Raw genomic sequence first — 16,790 nt, 5'->3', positions numbered from 1 at the left:
GGAGGACATCCGGTCCCGTCACGCCCTTGCCCGTACAGGTCGAGCCGGGCGAACCGAACGGACCGACCGCTCTTTCGGACCGTGACCGCGATCAGGCAGCCGAAGTCTCCTTCTGGAGACTTGCGGCCTTCCCCGTTCTTTGAGGATCTGCCATGGCTTATGTGGTTGAACGCCCGACGCGCACCATCACCTGGCCGAGCCTGCGGCTGAAGGGGCCGATCGACCTTCTCATCGGTCGCTGTGCGCTCGCGGCATCCTTCGCCTTCGTCCTTTTCATGACGCTCGGATTTTAAGGCTGAACGCCATGTTGCGCGCTTGACGCGACCGGAACCGCCAAGCAAGGTCGGCCGCCTCAGAGACAAACCGTTCAAGAAAGCACCATGCCACCCATCTCAGACAAGCCCGTGATTGCCGTGGTCGGCGGTGGTTTCAGTGGCGCCGCTTTCGCGCTTCACTTCGTGCGGCACCATGGGGATGCGGCCCGGATCGTCATCATTGAACCGCGCTCGACGCTCGGCGCCGGTCTTGCCTACAGCACCTCGGATCCGGCTCACCGGATCAACGTGCCGGCCGGGCGTATGTCGCTTTATCCTGACCTGCCGGACAGCTTTGAAGCTTTCGTAGAGCGCCGCAGCGAGCAGGATCGGGATGGCAACCTGCTTGCCCCGGATGGCAATCCCTATCCGCGCCGCAGCGTCTTTGGTGACTATGTCGCCGCCGAAATCGCCCCGCTGCTGGCATCCGGCGTTGTCGTTCATCACCGCTCCACCGTGTACAGCATTGCCCGGATTGCTAACCGCTGGCACCTCACGGATGCGCAGACGGAGAGCATCATCGCGGATGTGGTCGTGATTGCCGCAACGCATCCGTCACCCGCCATGCCCTCGGCCTTGTCGCCGGTTAAAAACCATCCCAAGCTTATCAGCGACGTCACGGTTGCGGAAGCGCTGGAGCCGGTCGGCCGCGATGACGCTCTGCTGATCATCGGCAATGGCCTCACCTCCGCCGATGTGGTGGCAAGCCTTGCCCAACAGGGCCACCGCGGACCCATCACCTCCATTTCCCGCCGGGGCCTGCGCTCGCGCGGCCATCCGATGAGCATACAAGACCCCTTCGGCGACTTCACCACATCCCCCTCGCGAAAGGCATCCGAGCTTCTTCATCGCATTCGCGCTGCGATCCGGGAGGCGAAGGCGCTGGGTCTGACATGGCACCCGGTGCTGGATGCCGTTCGCACGCAGGGTTTTGCCATCTGGCGTGCGCTGGATATTCCCGCCCGTCGGCGCATTGCCCGGCTGGCGCGGCCTTTCTGGGATGCCCACCGTTTCCGCATCGCGCCACAGGTCGAGGCCGTCCTGGACGATGCCGTGTCAGCCGGGCGTCTCACAATCCTCGCCGCTTCGCTTGCCAGGGTGGAGGCAAGCCAAGCGGGTTTTCGCGTCGAACTCCGGCAGAGGCAACAGGCCACCACCTCCCTTGACGTGGATGCCATCGTCGTCACCACCGGCCCGGCGCACGGGCAGATCCTGCGCTCGCAATCCTTTCTGCAGGAACTGGCGCAAGCCGGGTTCCTCACAGCCTGCGAGACCGGCCTCGGTCTCGCCTGCGATCTCAACGCCAATGCGCTGGGTGCCGAAGGTCAGCCCATCAGGGATCTCTTCATCGCAGGACCGCTGGCCCGCGGCACCTTCGGCGAACTGATGGGGCTGCCGCAGGTGACGGAACATGCGCTTCTGGTGTCGCAGAAGGTGGCGCACCATCTCGCTTTGCCCGAACTGCCGGGCGCAAAACAACAACCACATGAGCCGGACGATGAAAGTGATCGGGCGCTGCCCGCGCTCCGGTCCCGTGCCAGATAAGGAAGCCCCTATGACAAGGACCGACAAGCCGCTTGATTTTCTGTGGTTCATCCCCTCCTCCGGCGATGGCGCCTATCTCGGCTCTGACGATCTCAGCCGTCCCTCCGATCCGGGTTATTTCAAGGAAATCGCCCAGACGGTCGACCGCCTCGGCTATTCGGGCGTGCTGATCCCGACGGGGGCTGCCTGCGAGGAATCCTTCATCCTGGCCGCCAATCTCGCGGCCCATACGGAACAGTTGAAGTTCCTGGTCGCCATCCGACCCGGCGTTGCCTCGCCCGCCTATTATGCCCGCCTTGCCTCCACGCTCGACCGCGTATCGAATGGCCGGCTTCTGCTCAACATCGTCGTGGGCGGCAGCGCGCAGGAACTGGCCGGTGACGGCATCTTCCTGCCGCATGACGAACGCTATGACCATGCGGACGAATTTTTCCAGGTGTTCAACAAGCTGATCGAAACCGGCAGCGCCAATCTGGATGGCAAATACATCAAGGCGCATGATGCGGAACTGGTTCTGCCGCCGGTTCAGGACCCGCGCCCGCCGATCTATTTCGGCGGCTCCTCCGATGCAGCGATCGATTTCTGCGGCGGGATCATCGACAAGTACCTCACCTGGGGCGAGCCGCCGGCACAGGTGGCCGAGAAGATTGCCAAGGTGCGCAAGGCCGCCGCCGCCCATGGCCGCGAAGTGACCTTCGGCATCCGCCTGCACTTCATCGTCCGCGAAACGGATGAGGAAGCCTGGGAGGCGGCCGACCGGCTGATCTCGAAGCTCTCGGATGACACCATCGCCGCCGCGCAGCAGGTGTTTGCGAAAAACTCCGACTCCGTCGGCCAGGCGCGCATGGTGGCGCTGCATGGCGGGCGTCGCGACAAGCTGGAAGTCTCGCCTAATCTCTGGGCTGGCATCGGCCTGGTCCGTTCAGGCGCCGGCACGGCACTTGTCGGCTCGCCGCAGACAGTGGCTGAGCGGCTGCGCGAATACCAGGATCTCGGCATCGATACCGTTATCGCCTCCGGCTATCCGCATCTCGAAGAAGCCTACCGGGTGTCCGAGCTGCTGTTCCCCGAAATCGGCCTTGGTGGCCCGCGAAACCAGCTGCGCTCCTCCTTCGGCAAGAAGCAGCTGTTCGGCGGCGGCGGCCATGGCGGCAATGTGCGTGTCGCCTCCGGATCCTGAAGCTGCGCCAATAGCCATTTGCACTGCATCTCGCGGCGGCGCTCCGAGAGGAGCGCCGCCCTTTCTGTTTCTGAGAGGAACACTGATCTTCTCCCACCAGGACGGGCACATCGCCGACAACGGAACAAAGCGTGCAAGCCCGGCGGAAAATACAGCCCATTAGTTCACTTTATCTATGGGTTTAAAGGTTTTTATTTCTCCTGCTCCCGCGCAGAGCCCCCTATGCTGAACGACACATAAGGACGGGAAACACTATCTCAGGAAGGGGCAAACAATGCTTTTCAAAAAAATCCTCACGGCCGCTGCTGCCATCGGTCTCACGCTTGTGGCAGCCTCCGTGAACGCCGCCGACAAGAAGGTCGTGGTCGGCTATCAGACCGATGCGCTGCCGTCGTCTGTCGCCATCGCCAACGGCGAATTCGCAACAGCCACCGGCTATGACATCGACTTCCGCAAGTTCAATTCGGGTGCTGATGTCTTTGCGGCCATCGCATCCGGTGACGTCCAGGTCGGCTATGTCGGGTCCAGCCCGTTTGCCGCGGCCACGTCCCGCGGACTGGCTGTCAAGGCCTTCTATCTCGCCTCCATCTCCGGCATTGATGAAGCGCTTGTCGTCCGCAACGGCTCGGGCATCAATTCGCTGAACGATCTGAAGGGCAAGAAGCTGGCGGCAGCGCCTGTTTCAACAGACCATTACCAGCTCCTGCAGCTCATCAAGTCGCTGGGCCTGACCGAAAAGACCGTTCAGGTTCTTGCCATTCCCCAGCCGGAAATTGTCGCTGCCTTCAATCGCGGCGATATCGACGGCGGCTTTGTATGGGATCCGGCCCTGACGGAACTGAAGAAAACCGGCAAGGTCCTGATCACCTCGAAGGAAGTGGCGGAAAAGGGGGCTCCAACCTTCTCGGCATGGGTGGTGTCCGACAAGTTCGCCAAGGACAACAGCGCTTTCCTCACCCAGTTTTCGAGCGTAATCAACAAATACTACGCGTCCTTCACGCGGGACAAAACCGCCTGGTCGGCAGAGAGCGACAATGCCAAGGCGCTTGCCAAGCTTCTGGGCGGAACCGCCGAGCAACAGGCCGCGGCATTGAACAACCTCAACCTGCTGACGCCTGAGGCTCAGGCCTCCGCAGCCTGGCTCGGCGGCGGCGAGAAGTCGGGTGCCGCCCAGATCCTGAAGGAAACCTCCCAGTTCCTGAAGGAGCAGGGCAAGATCTCCGAAGTGCTGCCCAGCTACGCGGCCTTCGTGACGCCGGATGCCTTGAAGGCCACGCAGTAAGGTCAATCATCACGGGGCAAATCGCCTGCGCTGATATTTTCATGTCCCGCACAGCAAAGGCTTGCGGGGCATTTTTCGCGAGGAAATGAGATGTTGCGAATAAGCAATGCCAGCGTCTTCTTCGAGGGACGGCAACGCAAGGAAATCCACGCACTGGATCGTGTGAGCCTCGATATCAGCGAAGGTGACTTTGTCGTTGCCCTTGGCGCATCCGGCTGCGGCAAATCCACCCTGCTGAACGCCATTGCCGGCTTCCTGCCGCTGACCGAGGGATCGATTACCCTCAACGGACGTCCGGTTGGTGGGCCCGGTGCGGATCGTGGCGTTGTCTTCCAGAAGGACACGCTGCTGCCCTGGTCGACGGTCATAGACAATGTCGCACTCGGGCTGAAATTCGCAGGTGTCAGCCGCAAGGAACGGCATGAAAAAGCCGCAGAACTGCTGGGCTTGGTGGGGCTTGCCGATTTCGCCCGCAGCTTTCCCCATGAACTCTCCGGCGGCATGCGCCAACGCGTCGGGATTGCGCGGGCGCTTGCGACCGAACCAGATATTCTGTTGATGGACGAGCCCTTCGGCGCCCTGGACAGCCTGACGCGTGAACAGATGCAGGAATTGCTGATCTCCGTCTGGCATCGCACCGGCAAGCGGATCTTCTTCATCACGCATTCAATCGAAGAGGCTCTCTTCCTCGGCACCAAGGTCATCGTCATGTCTCCGCGCCCAGGCCGCGTCGTGGCGCGCTATGATCTCGATTTTGTGCGTCGATTTATCGAGACGCAGGACGTTCGCTCCATTCACCTCTCGCCGGAATTTGCAAATCTGCGCGAGGAGATCCGCGACATTCTTCATTCCGACCATCATCTTGCAGGTGCCGCCGCATGACCGTTCTCGAACTCAACACCACCGCAGAAAAAGGCACGGTTGCTTCCGCCAAAAAGACGGTACGGCCGATCGGCTTCGGGCTGGAAGGCAGAAGCACGACGGCGATCAGCATCGCCACCGCCATTGCCCTGATCGCGCTCTGGTGGCTTGCCACGGAGCTGAAACTGGTGCCGCGACTTTTTCTTCCCTCGCCCGCGGAAGTGCTTCGTCAGTTCGTGACCATCTTCAATGACGGCTACGCCGGTGCATCTCTTGGCGAGCACGTCGGCGCCAGCCTGTTTCGGATCGGGCTCGCCGCCGCTCTCGCCGTCCTGACCGGCATACCGCTCGGGCTCCTGATGGGGCTCAACCGCTGGGCAAAGGGCGTGCTGGATACGCCCATCGAATTCTACTGGCCACTGCCGCCGCTTTCCTATCTACCGCTCATGATCATCTGGCTCGGCATTGGCGAAACATCCAAGATCTCGCTTCTGTTTCTCGCCATGTTTGCGCCAATCTGCCTGTCCGCACAGGCCGGCGTCCGCTCGGTTTCGGTGGAGCGTGCCAATGCGGCAAAGTCGCTCGGGGCCAAGCCGTGGCAACTCTTCATCCACATCGTCCTCCCAAGCGCCCTGCCGGAAATCCTCACAGGCGTCCGTATTGCGATTGGCGTGGGCTGGGGCACGCTGGTCGCCGCTGAACTGATTGCATCGACGAGAGGCATCGGCTTCCTGATCATGTCGGCGGCACAGTTTCTAGCCACTGACGTGGTCTTCGTAGGCATCGCCATCATTTCGCTCTGCGCCTTCGGCTTCAGCTTTACGCTGAGACTGCTGGAGAAAATCCTGGTGCCCTGGAAAGGCAAGAGCTGAATTCAGATGTGGCCATGATGACTCATAGCTCCGTTATCATCTGAGGAACGCTCGGCTGATTTCGAGATCCAATCGCGCCGGAGGCGAGCAATCAAACAGCGCTGAAGAATTGAATTCTACAATCTTTATGGGGAATGAAATAGACTGTCTCGCATCTCCCCTTGGCCGCCGTTAGCCTGTCAGCATCGAACCACCGCTCAGGGATAGCGCAATGACCAGTCAGTTTTCCGCGAAGGCATTTGAGACAGATGATGCTCGCCCGCTACCGCAAGATCGTCCGGCGGATGCAGACAGCCTGAAGCTTGCGCTTCGAAGCCTTGCCGGTGGTGTCAGCATCATCACCACAGGTGAAGGCGAAACGCGCACGGGCGCCACCGTGACATCGGCAACCGCCCTGTCCATCGAGCCGCCGCGCATGCTGGTGGCACTCAACCGGACATCGTCCACCTGGCCGGTTCTGGAGCGCTATGGGTTTTTCGGCGTCAATGTCGTCGGGCCCGGACATCAGGCGCTCGCCAACCAGTTTGCCGGCGTCGGCGGCTTGAAGGGACAGGATCGCTACCGCGGATGGGAATGGACCCGGCTTGCCAGCGGCGCACCGCTGCTGGAAGATGCCGTGGCTGCGATCGACTGCGTTGTCGAGGAAGCGATTGAACGCCATAGCCATGTGATCGTGATCGGCAAGGTGCTGGCCATCCGCGTCTCGGGCGGCCGCTCGCTCGTCTACCAGGGCGGCACCTATCATACGCTCGGCTAGTTCCGCGTGTTTTGACGCAGCCCGTGAACGGGGAAAGATTTGCTTTCCCGATCGGCCTTGCCGGATGAAACGTTCTTCCCGTGGGGCTTTGCCCGTGGCAGCATTCTGAAAGGATTTGGAGGGCCGTACATGCAAAATGTGTTTCGCCTGCCCGTTCATTCGCAACAGGATATGGGGCATCCTTCGACGGAAGAGGAGGCGCTGGCAGCCGCACGGGAGTTCGCCAGGCGCACTGTTGCCTCCGCCTCGCCTAGCGAGGGCCATACCCTGCCCTATCGCGAGCTGGAGTGGATCGCCCATGCCGGGCTTCTGGGGGTCACGGTACCGGCCGAATTTGGCGGGCCCGATCTTGCCAATGCCTCGCTTGCCGATATCGTCGCCATCATGGCCGAAGCCAATCCGCTGATCGGCGAAAGCCTCAAGAGCCATTTCACGGTGCTGGAAACGTTACGCATCGCAGCCGCACCGGCCCAGCAGAAGTTCTTCTTTGCCGGCGCGCTTGCCGGCGAGCAGTTCTGCGCCGTGCCGTTGCAGCCTTCGAACAGGCAGGCAGGTTCATCTGCGCAAGCCCAGCTTTCCATCAACCGGTCGGGATGCAGCCTGACCGGAGAGTTGCGCGCGCTGCTGCCGCTGTTTGCGGACTGGATCGCGGTGTCGAGCCTTGATGGACATGGCCAGTCACACATGGCGCTTGTTCATCGCGACACGGACGAAATCAGCTTCAAGGACATGTCGGCGAATGCCGAACAGGTGGGACAGGAAGCCCCGCTGCTTGTCTTTGCCGATGTGCATATCGCAGCAGACAGCATCCTGACCCTTCCGGCCGAGGGGCAAAAGCCGTCCACGCCGGCAATCCTCTCCCTGCTGCTCGACAGCGCCATCGATCTCGGCATCGCGCGCCGCATTCTGAACGATCTCGCCGCAAGGCAGAGCCGGGAATGGGCCGATCGCGCCGGTCCCGACCGGCGGGACGACGAGGAACTGCATGTGTTGAATGCGCTCGGCCGGCTGGCCGCAGGCATTGAAGGCTTGGGCGCCATGGTGGAACGGGCGGGCTTGCATCTCGACATTGCCCAGGTCGATGCGACAGTGGAGTCGGAGAACAAGGCCTGGCTGTCGGCGACATCCGCCAACATCCTGTCCGGCGAGATCGTCCGGGAGGCGATTGCAGCCATTCTGGATCTGCAGGGCCCGTCATCGCTTCCGGCGATTGCCCATGGACACGTGGAAAACGGGCGCGTATCCAACCGGCATCGGGCCGGTCACCGCCAGGTTCTGGCCCGGTATCTCATTGCAGCGTCAAACACCGGAACAACCACGGCGGTCAATTGACCAAAGTCAGATTTCGGTCGCGGCGCTCAGGCGTTCCGATGTCGGTTTTTTGTTCTGCACGAATTGCGCAAGGCTGGTGCCGTCGAGAATGGCGGCCATGGCATCGCGCACATCCGTCATCGTGGCGCGGATCTGACAGTCCTCCGGATGATCGCAATCATCGCAGGGTTCGAATGCTGTCTTGCTGGCACAGCGAAGCGGCGCCAGGGGACCGTCCAGAATACGGATCGCCTGCCCGACGAAGATCTCGGTAGCCGGCTTGGAGAGCGCATAGCCGCCACCCGGCCCCTTCTTGGAGCGAAGAAGCCCGCCATTGCGCAATTCGAGAAGGATCGTATCGAGGAACTTCTTCGAAATATTGTTCTGGGAAGCGATGTCGGCCACGAACGCCGTTTCTCCCGGCGCCAGTTGTGCAAGGTGAACCAGCGCCTTCAGCCCGTATTTGCCCTTCTTCGTCAGCATCGCCTTATGATCATCCCGCTCGGTGTATCGTCTGCATATAGGCGATCAGCGCCACAAAGGGCAAGGGCGCTCGCGATGCTGGTGCAAGGATGACGATTGAGCCTGGCAAGCCCTTTCGGCGCCGGTGGGCAGCGCCTAGCATTCATCCGGTGAGTCTTGCTGCATGGCTTGCGGCGGCAAACCGCGCAATCGCCGCCTTTCCGAGGATTGTGCGGATCATGTGGCTCTGCGGTGCATGCGCTCTGGCCGTCACGGCATCGCGGTGATGCCGCTCCAGATGATAATCCCGGCGAAGGCCGCGATTGCCGCCGAGTTCCAGCGCGAGATCCGTGACCCGGACCGCGTTTTCGATGACCAGGTGACGCAGCATCATGGCGTCTGTATCGACGGACCTGCCGGCATCGACATCGCGACTGACCGATTGCAGCAGCCGTGCATTGGCGGCCAGAAGAACCTCGATCTCGCCCAATCCCTCCTGAAGCCGCGGGATCGAGGCAAGCGGCTGCCCCAGACTGGACGGGCTGTGCTGCGTCAGGTGCCCCAGCAGATCGTCACGGGCAGACGTGGCGACACCCTGATAAACGGCTGCCAGCAGCGTGAAGAACACATTGCCGCCTGCCTCGTCGCGTCTGAGAGGCTCGCTTGCCGGCTGTTCGGCTATGATGTGATCGATCGGCACCCGGACCTCTTGAAGCACCAGATCGTCGCTCGCCGTGGCATACATGCCCGCCGCCTCCCAGGTCTTCACCTGCGAGATCCCCTGCGCATCCAGGGGCACCAGAAGCTGGATCAGGCGCGGCACCGGCTCCTGCGTCAGCGCCAGCACATTGGCGAAGGCGAGGCCCGTCAAGCCCGTGATGAAGCTCTTGCGGCCATCGATGATCCAGTGCTCGCCCTCGCGCCGCGCCGTCGTGGCGGGCAGGCCGCCATGGGCGGGCGATCCCATGCCGGGTTCGGCCTGGGCGGCATTCAACAGCGCCGGCCGCCGTCGATTGGCCGCGAGCACCCGTTCCGCCAGATGCGACGGCCATTGGCCACGCCGGATGGCGGCGTGGTTGTTGTAATGCATGGCAAGAACCAGCGCCGTCGAGGGTTCGCCGGTCGCGATGGCGGAAATCACCGCCTGTGCTGCTTCAAGTCCTTCTCCGAGGCCCCCCTGCTCGCGGGCGGTCACCAGCCCCAGCAGTCCTTTCTCGAACAAAGCCCGGATATTGGCGGTGGGAAATTCGCCTGTTCGATCTTGGTGGGCGGCCGTCTGCGCAAAACGCACCGCCAGATCCCGGGCGATTGCGACCACATCCGCCTCGACCGGCGCCCTGGGGAAAGCCGTTGCCGAAACGGTCATGCCACCGCCCTTCCGTCAAGCAGTTCCCACGGCCTGTGATCCACCCAGTCAGCCACGCTGAAATCGGCCTCCAGGAAACCCCTGTCGCGTAGAAAATCCTTGTAATGGCCAACCGCATCGACAAGCGCCGGGTCGAGCGAGAGGCCGAGGTGGCGATGCACATCCGGGCCATTGGCCGCAAGCACCTGCTCTTCGGTTGCACCCGCCTCGCGCGCCACGAAGCGTCGGGTCTCCTCAGGGTTCCGTTCAGCCCAGGCGGAGGCCTGATGGATCGCGCCGATCAGGCGCGCCACCAGATCCGGCCGCTCGTCCGCCAGCCTCTGATCCACCGTCAGGATGCGCGGCGAGCCGGAATTGATCCGGATCTTCGGATCGGGGTGAAAGCCGAATTCCACGACCGGCACCGCACCGATGAAGTTGGCAGCGGCAATGCCGGCGGTTCCCTTGACGAAGATCGCGTCCACCTCGCCCCGCAGGAGCGCCGCGGCCTCCTCGCCAAAAGACTGCCGGCGCTTCAGGCCGAAGAGCGACTGTCCTTCCTGGTCGGCAAGAACCGACTGCGCGATCTCGACATCCACCAACTGAACGTCATCGACGGAAAGACCCTCCAGCGAAAGCGCCGAGACCAGCCCCTTGAGTGCCGTGGCCCGCATGAAATCGACAATGCCTTCGGGACGCTTCGGAATGCCGATTCGCCGCCCCACCAGATCCCGGATCGACCGGATGCCGCTCTTGGGAGGCGTCACGATCGCCTGGAACTCGTCCGTCCAGGTGATGCCGACCAGCCGCGTTTGCCGCCCTTCCGATCGGGCGCGAATGGGTGGCACATTGCCGCCGTGGCGGAAGGACCATTCGAGCGTATGATTGAAATGGCTCTGCCGGACATTCCTGTCCGGAGAGTCGATGATCGATTTCAGCGTCACGCCCGCATCGGAAAACGTCTTTTCCAGAAGGCCGAGTTGCGCGGCAAGGCCGACGGGTGTCGGCACCGGGCAGCGGGTGTACCAAAGTTCAGACAGGGTCATGATCATTGTCTCCAAGGCCATCGGATGTGGCCGGCATCCGGAAAAACTCAGGCTGAGGTGACATAGGCAAAGGCCAGACTGCCGGAGACGCCCTCGGCGCCGACCGTGTGGTCTGCGATGCGCTTGTTGTAGATCGTGATCTCCGGCGGGCTGGCGATATCGATCGCCGGCAGATCCTCCACAAGCAGGCGCTGGATGTCGCGCCATTGTTCGAACCGTTTTTTCGGATCGATCTCAATGGCAGCGGCTTCCAGAAGCGAATCGACCACAGGATTGGAATAGGCAGCACCATTGGAGAACGGGACACCCTTTCGGAAATTCTTGCTCCAATAGAGCCGCTGCACCCCGACCGTCGGATCGAACAGATTGCTCATGCCCTCATAGGCGAAGTCGAAGTCGCGATCCGTGTAGATCCGCTTGGTGTAGGTGGCAAAGTCCTGCGCCCGCACCGTGACCTCGATGCCGACCTTCGACAGCGCCTGGCGGATATACTCGGCGCCCCGCGCGTAACCTTCGCCGCTCGGCACGTAGTCGATCGTCAGTTTCGCCCGGATACCGCCGGTCCCACGCTTGTAGCCGGCCTCGTCGAGCAGCGCTTCGGCCGCCTTCAGATCGACCGGATAGGTCTTAAGGTCACCCACATACCATTTTGTCAGCTTGGGATTGATCGGACCCGGATTGATCGAGCCATAGCCGTAATTGACCGTGTTGAAGATGACCTTCTTGTCGATGACATGAGCGAAGGCGCGGCGCACGCGCACATCCTTGAAAATATCCTTCTCGAGATTGAACTCGATGCGGCTGACACTGTTGGAATACTGGTACCCCTGCGTCTCGAAACCGATATGCGGCAGGGCCTTGATGCGGTCGAGATCGCTGTAGGGCAGCGGCGTGCTGGGTGCGAGATCGATTTCCCCGGTTTCGATGGCAATCGCCCGTGCGGCCGAATCGGGAATGAAGCGAACGATGAGGCGATCAAGATAGGGCCGCGGCTTGTCCCAGTAGTCGGGATTGCGCTCATAGACGAGATGGCTGCCGCGCACCCATTCCTTGAAGCGGAACGGACCGGTGCCGATCGGCGCCAGATTGACCGGATTTTCCGCCGCTTTCGTCCCTTCATAAAGATGCTTCGGAACGATCGGCGTCTCGGCGGCGGCCAAGGCGGTAATCAGGTAAGGCGCCGGCTTGGACAGCACCAGGACCGCCGTCAATTCGTCCGGCGTCTCCACCGCCGTCAGGTTCAGGAAGGTGTTGCGTCCGCGCGGATGAATCTCCCTGATCGTCTGGATGGAAAAGGCCACGTCCGCCGATGTGAACGGCTTGCCGTCGTGCCACTTGACGCCCGGACGCAGACGGAAGGTGTAACGCAGACCATCCGGGCTGATCGCCCATTCCCGTGCCAGAAGCGGCTTCGGGTTCAGGTCGAAATCATAGGTGAGCAGACCCTCGGTGACCTTGGGGGAGACATAGACGGAATTATACGCCGTATGCGCGATGGTGGTCAGAACAGGCGGCTCGGAGGCAAGCACGAGCGTTGCTGTTCCGCCGCTGGCCGGCGCGGCCGCCTGGACTGACACCTGCGTGAGCGACAGGCTTGCTAGCGCAACGGAGCCTTGCAGGAGACGTCTGCGGCTGAGGTGGAATTTGGTGTGCATGAGGCCCTCTCTTTTTGGGCGGTGAGAATTTCTTTCTTCGCCGCCGATGTGTCGTGGATTTTTGCGCAAATGTTCGCAGGATTAGAAAATACAATCCGATTTAATCCGTAAATCGGCATAAACACCCAATAAACAGAGATAATTCGACCATTCATCGCAAAAAATTTCTCATGTTATTTGACAAATTCTATAAAACTAGTCAACTATCAAGGTCGGAGTTTCGCGGGCTGCCGCATCATCGGATTGACCATATGATTGTATCCAGAAGGCTCTTTCAGCGACTGAGGCGCACCGCCATCCAGGCGGTCCCCACCGTCGTGGGAATTGTGATCCTCAACTTTTTCCTGTTGCAGTTCGCCCCCGGCGATGCGGCAGATGTGATGGCGGCGGAAGCGGGCTCGGCGACGGTGGAAACCATGGCGGACCTGCGATCCCGTTTCGGGCTCGACCTGCCTGTCATCCACCAGTTGCTGAACTATCTGAGCAATCTCGCTCATTTCAGCCTGGGCTATTCGCCACGCTACGGCATGCCGGTTGCCGAACTGATCGGCCAGAGACTGCCGGGCACGCTGATCCTGATGGGCGCAGCACTGCTCTTTGCGCTCACCATCGGCGTGATCCTTGGTTCGCTGATGGCGCAGTTTTCCGGTCGCCTGCCGGATCGCGTGCTTTCCGTCGGTTCGCTGCTTTTCTATTCCGTGCCGGGCTTCTGGATCGGCCTGATGCTGATCCTGCTTTTTTCGGTGAAGCTCGGCTGGCTGCCGTCCGGCGGCGACAGCACGATCGGAAGCAGTCTCACAGGCTTTGCCGCACTTGCCGACAGGGCGCGCTATATCGTGCTGCCGGCGCTGTCGCTCTCGCTCTATTATCTCGCAATCTATGCACGGCTGACGCGCGCCGCGATGCTGGAGGTGAAATCGCAGGATTATGTGCGCACCGCCCGTGCCAAGGGGGTTTCGCCGCTGCGCCTCGTGCTGCGCCACATCCTGCGCAACGCGCTGATACCGATCACCACGCTTGCAGGCATGCATATCGGCGGCATGCTCGGCGGCGCCGTCGTGGTGGAAACCGTGTTCAGCTGGCCGGGGCTTGGCCGTCTCGCTTTCGAGGCCGTGATGGCGCGCGATTTCAGCGTCCTGCTCGGCATCCTTCTTCTGTCCTCATTTGTCGTGATCATCGTCAACGCCACAGTCGATCTGCTGCAGGCCTGGCTTGATCCGCGCATCGGAGAAAGCCGATGACCCTCACGCAGTCTTCCATCGCCCGTTCCCCGCGCCTCGGTGCCCTTCAATCGGATGAAGTTGAAGCGGCAACGCCGGAACAGTCCAAGGACTGGCCGTTCCTCCATGCGCCGGATGCACTGACCCAGTCTTCCGCCGCCGTGACGAAGGCCGGTCTGCGCCGGGAGTTGCGCATTTTCCTCACCAATCCCAACGCCATCATTGGCCTCACCTTTCTGGTGACGGTCGTGGTCTTGGCGCTGGCTGCCCCCTATCTCTTCCCGGGCGATCCCCTGGAAATGGTGGCCCGCCCCTTCCTGTGGCCGGGGCAGAACCCGGATTATCCGCTGGGCACCGATTCCATGGGGCGTGACGTGCTGGCAGGCATCGTTCATGGAGCGCGGATTTCGCTCACCGTGGGCATCGCCGCAACGCTGATCGGCCTTACCATCGGCATTCTGGTCGGCGCGATTGCCGGCTATTTCGGCGGCCTTGTGGACGATGTGCTGGTGAAGCTCATCGAGATCTTCCAGACGCTGCCGAGCTTCGTGCTGCTGGTCGTGCTGGTCGCCATCGCCCAGCCGAATGTGCTGACCGTCACCTGCGCCATCGGCATCATCACCTGGCCGATGGTTGCCCGCCTGACCCGTGCCGAGTTCCGCGCCATCCGCGAAAAGGATTACGTGCTGGCCGCCCGCAGCCTCGGCTATGGCCATGTGCGGATCGTGTTCCGCGAGATCCTGCCGAATGCGCTGCCGCCCATCATCGTCACCTCCTCCGTCATGGTCGCCGGCGCGATCCTCATGGAAGCGGCCCTCTCCTTCATGGGGCTGGGCGATCCGAACCGTGTCTCCTGGGGGTCGATGATCGGCGCCGGCCGCGATGTCATCCGCACCGCCTGGTACCTGACGGCGCTGCCGGGTCTTGCCATCGTCTTCACCGTCATTTCGCTCAACCTGATCAGCGATGGTCTGAATGACGCGCTCAACCCGCGCTTTTCGGAGGAACGTCGATGACTGCCCTTCTCGAGGTTCGCGATTTCTCGGTTGCCTTTGGTGCCAGCCAACCGGTCAAGGGCGTCAGCTTCACCGCCAATCCCGGCGAGATGCTCGCCATCGTCGGCGAGTCCGGCTCCGGCAAGTCGCTGACGGCGCTTGGACTGATCGGTCTGTTGCCACGCCATGCCAAAACCGGTGGCGAAATTCGCTTCGAGGGCCGCAATCTTCTGGCCCAGAGCGAGCGGGACTGGCGCAGGATCCGCGGGCGCGACATCGGCATGATCTTCCAGGAGCCGATGACCTCGCTCAATCCGGTGCTCACCGTCGGCGAACAGATCATCGAGGTGCTGCGCATCCACGAACGGCTGGATCGCAAGCAGGCCCGGCAGCGTGCGGTGGACCTTCTGGAACTCGTCAATATTCCCGAAGCGCGCAAGCGCGTCGATGATTATCCGCATCAGCTTTCCGGCGGCATGCGCCAGCGCGTGATGATCGCCATCGGCGTTGCCTGCAATCCGAAACTGCTGATCGCCGACGAGGCAACGACTGCTCTCGACGTAACGATCCAGGCGCAGATCCTGCAACTCCTCGACAATCTGCGCCGCGATCTGAACATGGCCGTCATCCTCATTACGCACGATCTTGGCATCGTCGCGCAATGGGCGGACCGGGTGATGGTGATGTATGCCGGTCGCAAGGTGGAAGAGGGTCTGCCGGAGCCGGTCTTTACCGACCCCTACCATCCCTATACGCGCGGACTTCTGGGCGCCTCGCCGCGCGCCGAAAGCGGCCATCACTATCGCGACGGACCCCTGATCGAAATTCCAGGCTCCATCGTATCCGCGACGGGTGAAAAGGGCTGCGCCTTCCGGCCCCGCTGTCCGAGCGCGCAAGCCTCCTGCGGCTTTGCCGTACCGGCGCTGAGACAGATTGCCGAGGACCGTCTCGCCGCCTGCCCCTTTACCCCGACGCGCTTTGTGAGCCAGATCCATGACGCTTCTCTCCGTTCGTAATCTCTCCACCCATTATGCCGGTGGGCGCGGCACCGTGCGCGCCGTCGATGACGTCTCGCTCACCATCGAGCCGGGCGAAACCGTGGCGCTGGTGGGCGAATCCGGCTGCGGCAAATCCTCGCTCGGCAAATCGCTGATGCGCCTGGTCGAGCCAACATCCGGACAGGTGGAATTCAAGGGCCGGGATGTGACCGCCATGACGTCCGGCGAGTTGCGCAGTCTTCGCCGCAGCATCCAGATGATCTTTCAGGACCCGTTTGCGTCCCTCAATCCGCGCCAGACGATCCGGGCGATCCTGACGGCGCCGCTGAAGGTTCATGGCATCGGCGATACAAAACGCCGCCAGCAGATCGTCGAGTCCATCATTCTTCAGGTCGGCCTGCCGGCGGATTCGCTCGATCGCTATCCGCACGAGTTTTCCGGCGGGCAGCGGCAGCGCATCGGCATCGCCCGCGCCCTGATCCTTCAGCCGGAACTGGTGGTGTGCGACGAGCCGGTCTCGGCGCTCGATCTCTCCATCCAGGCGCAGATCCTGAACCTGCTGGTGGAGATGAAGAACAGGCTGTCGCTCTCCTATCTTTTCGTCTCGCACGATCTGTCCGTGGTGCGCTATTTCTCCGACCGGGTGCTGGTGATGTATCTCGGCAAGATCGTCGAAAGCGCGCCGACCGCCGAGCTCTGGGCAGATCCGAAGCATCCCTATACCCGCGCGCTTCTGGCCGCCGTGCCGGATCCCAGCCGCCGCAGAGAAGCAGCCCCCATTTCCGGCGACCTGCCAAGCCCGCACGATCCGCCCTCCGGCTGCCGGTTTCATACCCGCTGCCCGCTGGCCACCGATCTCTGTCGCAGTGAGGCGCCAGACTACCGTCTCTTCGGCACCGCCCATGCGGTCGCCTGCCATCATACAAACTGAAGACCGATTGGAGTAC

The 16,790-nt window shown here is 62.0% G+C and carries 16 protein-coding genes; 12 read left to right on the top strand and 4 right to left on the bottom strand.

Features of this window, described 5'->3' with window-relative positions; translation table 11 throughout:
* Window positions 1-152: 152 nt before the first annotated feature.
* The 8 genes from J2858_RS09375 (at window position 153) to J2858_RS09340 (ending at window position 8,143) form a co-directional block, all read left to right on the top strand.
* Window positions 153-293 (top strand): hypothetical protein, encoded by a 141-nt coding sequence (locus J2858_RS09375; protein WP_210104524.1) that lies wholly within the window; start codon window positions 153-155, stop codon window positions 291-293.
* 87 nt (window positions 294-380) lie between these two features.
* Window positions 381-1,859, top strand: a complete 1,479-nt coding sequence (locus tag J2858_RS09370; protein WP_210104523.1) for an FAD/NAD(P)-binding protein — start codon at window positions 381-383, stop codon at window positions 1,857-1,859.
* 10 nt (window positions 1,860-1,869) lie between these two features.
* Window positions 1,870-3,039: an FMNH2-dependent alkanesulfonate monooxygenase gene (gene ssuD / locus J2858_RS09365; protein WP_210104522.1), complete on the top strand. Its 1,170-nt coding sequence runs from the start codon at window positions 1,870-1,872 to the stop codon at window positions 3,037-3,039.
* 274 nt (window positions 3,040-3,313) lie between these two features.
* Window positions 3,314-4,321, top strand: coding sequence for a taurine ABC transporter substrate-binding protein (gene tauA, locus J2858_RS09360; protein ID WP_210104521.1), 1,008 nt, complete (start codon window positions 3,314-3,316; stop codon window positions 4,319-4,321).
* 90 nt (window positions 4,322-4,411) lie between these two features.
* Complete coding sequence (locus J2858_RS09355; RefSeq protein WP_210104520.1) at window positions 4,412-5,203, top strand: taurine ABC transporter ATP-binding protein; 792 nt, start codon at window positions 4,412-4,414, stop codon at window positions 5,201-5,203.
* Window positions 5,200-6,054, top strand: a complete 855-nt coding sequence (locus J2858_RS09350; RefSeq protein ID WP_210104519.1) for an ABC transporter permease subunit — start codon at window positions 5,200-5,202, stop codon at window positions 6,052-6,054. Before J2858_RS09355 ends, J2858_RS09350 begins: the two co-directional genes overlap by 4 nt.
* Before the next feature lie 211 nt (window positions 6,055-6,265).
* Entirely contained in the window at window positions 6,266-6,811 is a 546-nt protein-coding gene (locus tag J2858_RS09345) for a flavin reductase family protein (RefSeq protein ID WP_210104518.1), read from the top strand.
* A gap of 129 nt (window positions 6,812-6,940) precedes the next feature.
* Complete coding sequence (locus J2858_RS09340) at window positions 6,941-8,143, top strand: acyl-CoA dehydrogenase family protein (protein WP_210104517.1); 1,203 nt, start codon at window positions 6,941-6,943, stop codon at window positions 8,141-8,143.
* Window positions 8,144-8,149: 6 nt separating this feature from the next.
* On the opposite strand, the gene J2858_RS09335 is transcribed toward J2858_RS09340, so the two are convergent.
* The 4 genes from J2858_RS09335 to J2858_RS09320 form a co-directional block, all read right to left on the bottom strand.
* Entirely contained in the window at window positions 8,150-8,605 is a 456-nt protein-coding gene (locus tag J2858_RS09335; protein ID WP_210104516.1) for an RrF2 family transcriptional regulator, read from the bottom strand.
* A 142-nt stretch (window positions 8,606-8,747) separates the two neighbouring features.
* Window positions 8,748-9,950, bottom strand: a complete 1,203-nt coding sequence (locus J2858_RS09330) for an acyl-CoA dehydrogenase family protein (protein ID WP_210104515.1) — start codon at window positions 9,948-9,950, stop codon at window positions 8,748-8,750.
* Complete coding sequence (locus J2858_RS09325) at window positions 9,947-10,981, bottom strand: ABC transporter substrate-binding protein (RefSeq protein ID WP_210104717.1); 1,035 nt, start codon at window positions 10,979-10,981, stop codon at window positions 9,947-9,949. The genes J2858_RS09330 and J2858_RS09325 overlap by 4 nt, the downstream gene beginning before the upstream one ends.
* A 41-nt stretch (window positions 10,982-11,022) precedes the next feature.
* Complete coding sequence (locus J2858_RS09320) at window positions 11,023-12,630, bottom strand: ABC transporter substrate-binding protein (protein WP_210104514.1); 1,608 nt, start codon at window positions 12,628-12,630, stop codon at window positions 11,023-11,025.
* 251 nt (window positions 12,631-12,881) lie between these two features.
* Between J2858_RS09320 and J2858_RS09315 the strand changes: the two genes are divergently transcribed.
* The 4 genes from J2858_RS09315 to J2858_RS09300 are packed head-to-tail and all read left to right on the top strand — an operon-like array spanning window position 12,882 to window position 16,774.
* Window positions 12,882-13,871: an ABC transporter permease gene (locus J2858_RS09315; RefSeq protein ID WP_210104513.1), complete on the top strand. Its 990-nt coding sequence runs from the start codon at window positions 12,882-12,884 to the stop codon at window positions 13,869-13,871.
* Window positions 13,868-14,866 (top strand): ABC transporter permease, encoded by a 999-nt coding sequence (locus tag J2858_RS09310; protein WP_210104512.1) that lies wholly within the window; start codon window positions 13,868-13,870, stop codon window positions 14,864-14,866. Before J2858_RS09315 ends, J2858_RS09310 begins: the two co-directional genes overlap by 4 nt.
* Window positions 14,863-15,861, top strand: a complete 999-nt coding sequence (locus J2858_RS09305; protein WP_210104511.1) for an ABC transporter ATP-binding protein — start codon at window positions 14,863-14,865, stop codon at window positions 15,859-15,861. Before J2858_RS09310 ends, J2858_RS09305 begins: the two co-directional genes overlap by 4 nt.
* Window positions 15,839-16,774 (top strand): ABC transporter ATP-binding protein, encoded by a 936-nt coding sequence (locus J2858_RS09300; protein ID WP_210104510.1) that lies wholly within the window; start codon window positions 15,839-15,841, stop codon window positions 16,772-16,774. Before J2858_RS09305 ends, J2858_RS09300 begins: the two co-directional genes overlap by 23 nt.
* Window positions 16,775-16,790: the final 16 nt, after the last annotated feature.

Source organism: Neorhizobium galegae, from assembly GCF_017877135.1.
Lineage (GTDB): Bacteria > Pseudomonadota > Alphaproteobacteria > Rhizobiales > Rhizobiaceae > Neorhizobium > Neorhizobium galegae_A.
Note: the sequence above shows the minus strand (reverse complement) of the source record. Positions and strands in the feature narration are given on the sequence as shown.

Excerpts from the sequence above, each read along its gene's own strand:
- J2858_RS09325 (WP_210104717.1), bottom strand. The coding sequence starts at position 10,981 with ATGATCATGACCCTGTCTGAACTTTGGTACACCCGCTGCCCGGTGCCG.
- J2858_RS09310 (WP_210104512.1), top strand. The coding sequence starts at position 13,868 with ATGACCCTCACGCAGTCTTCCATCGCCCGTTCCCCGCGCCTCGGTGCC.
- J2858_RS09340 (WP_210104517.1), top strand. The coding sequence starts at position 6,941 with ATGCAAAATGTGTTTCGCCTGCCCGTTCATTCGCAACAGGATATGGGG.
- J2858_RS09345 (WP_210104518.1), top strand. The coding sequence starts at position 6,266 with ATGACCAGTCAGTTTTCCGCGAAGGCATTTGAGACAGATGATGCTCGC.
- J2858_RS09330 (WP_210104515.1), bottom strand. The coding sequence starts at position 9,950 with ATGACCGTTTCGGCAACGGCTTTCCCCAGGGCGCCGGTCGAGGCGGAT.
- J2858_RS09320 (WP_210104514.1), bottom strand. The coding sequence starts at position 12,630 with ATGCACACCAAATTCCACCTCAGCCGCAGACGTCTCCTGCAAGGCTCC.
- J2858_RS09355 (WP_210104520.1), top strand. The coding sequence starts at position 4,412 with ATGTTGCGAATAAGCAATGCCAGCGTCTTCTTCGAGGGACGGCAACGC.
- J2858_RS09300 (WP_210104510.1), top strand. The coding sequence starts at position 15,839 with ATGACGCTTCTCTCCGTTCGTAATCTCTCCACCCATTATGCCGGTGGG.
- J2858_RS09315 (WP_210104513.1), top strand. The coding sequence starts at position 12,882 with ATGATTGTATCCAGAAGGCTCTTTCAGCGACTGAGGCGCACCGCCATC.
- ssuD (WP_210104522.1), top strand. The coding sequence starts at position 1,870 with ATGACAAGGACCGACAAGCCGCTTGATTTTCTGTGGTTCATCCCCTCC.
- J2858_RS09375 (WP_210104524.1), top strand. The coding sequence starts at position 153 with ATGGCTTATGTGGTTGAACGCCCGACGCGCACCATCACCTGGCCGAGC.
- J2858_RS09370 (WP_210104523.1), top strand. The coding sequence starts at position 381 with ATGCCACCCATCTCAGACAAGCCCGTGATTGCCGTGGTCGGCGGTGGT.
- J2858_RS09350 (WP_210104519.1), top strand. The coding sequence starts at position 5,200 with ATGACCGTTCTCGAACTCAACACCACCGCAGAAAAAGGCACGGTTGCT.
- J2858_RS09335 (WP_210104516.1), bottom strand. The coding sequence starts at position 8,605 with ATGCTGACGAAGAAGGGCAAATACGGGCTGAAGGCGCTGGTTCACCTT.
- tauA (WP_210104521.1), top strand. The coding sequence starts at position 3,314 with ATGCTTTTCAAAAAAATCCTCACGGCCGCTGCTGCCATCGGTCTCACG.
- J2858_RS09305 (WP_210104511.1), top strand. The coding sequence starts at position 14,863 with ATGACTGCCCTTCTCGAGGTTCGCGATTTCTCGGTTGCCTTTGGTGCC.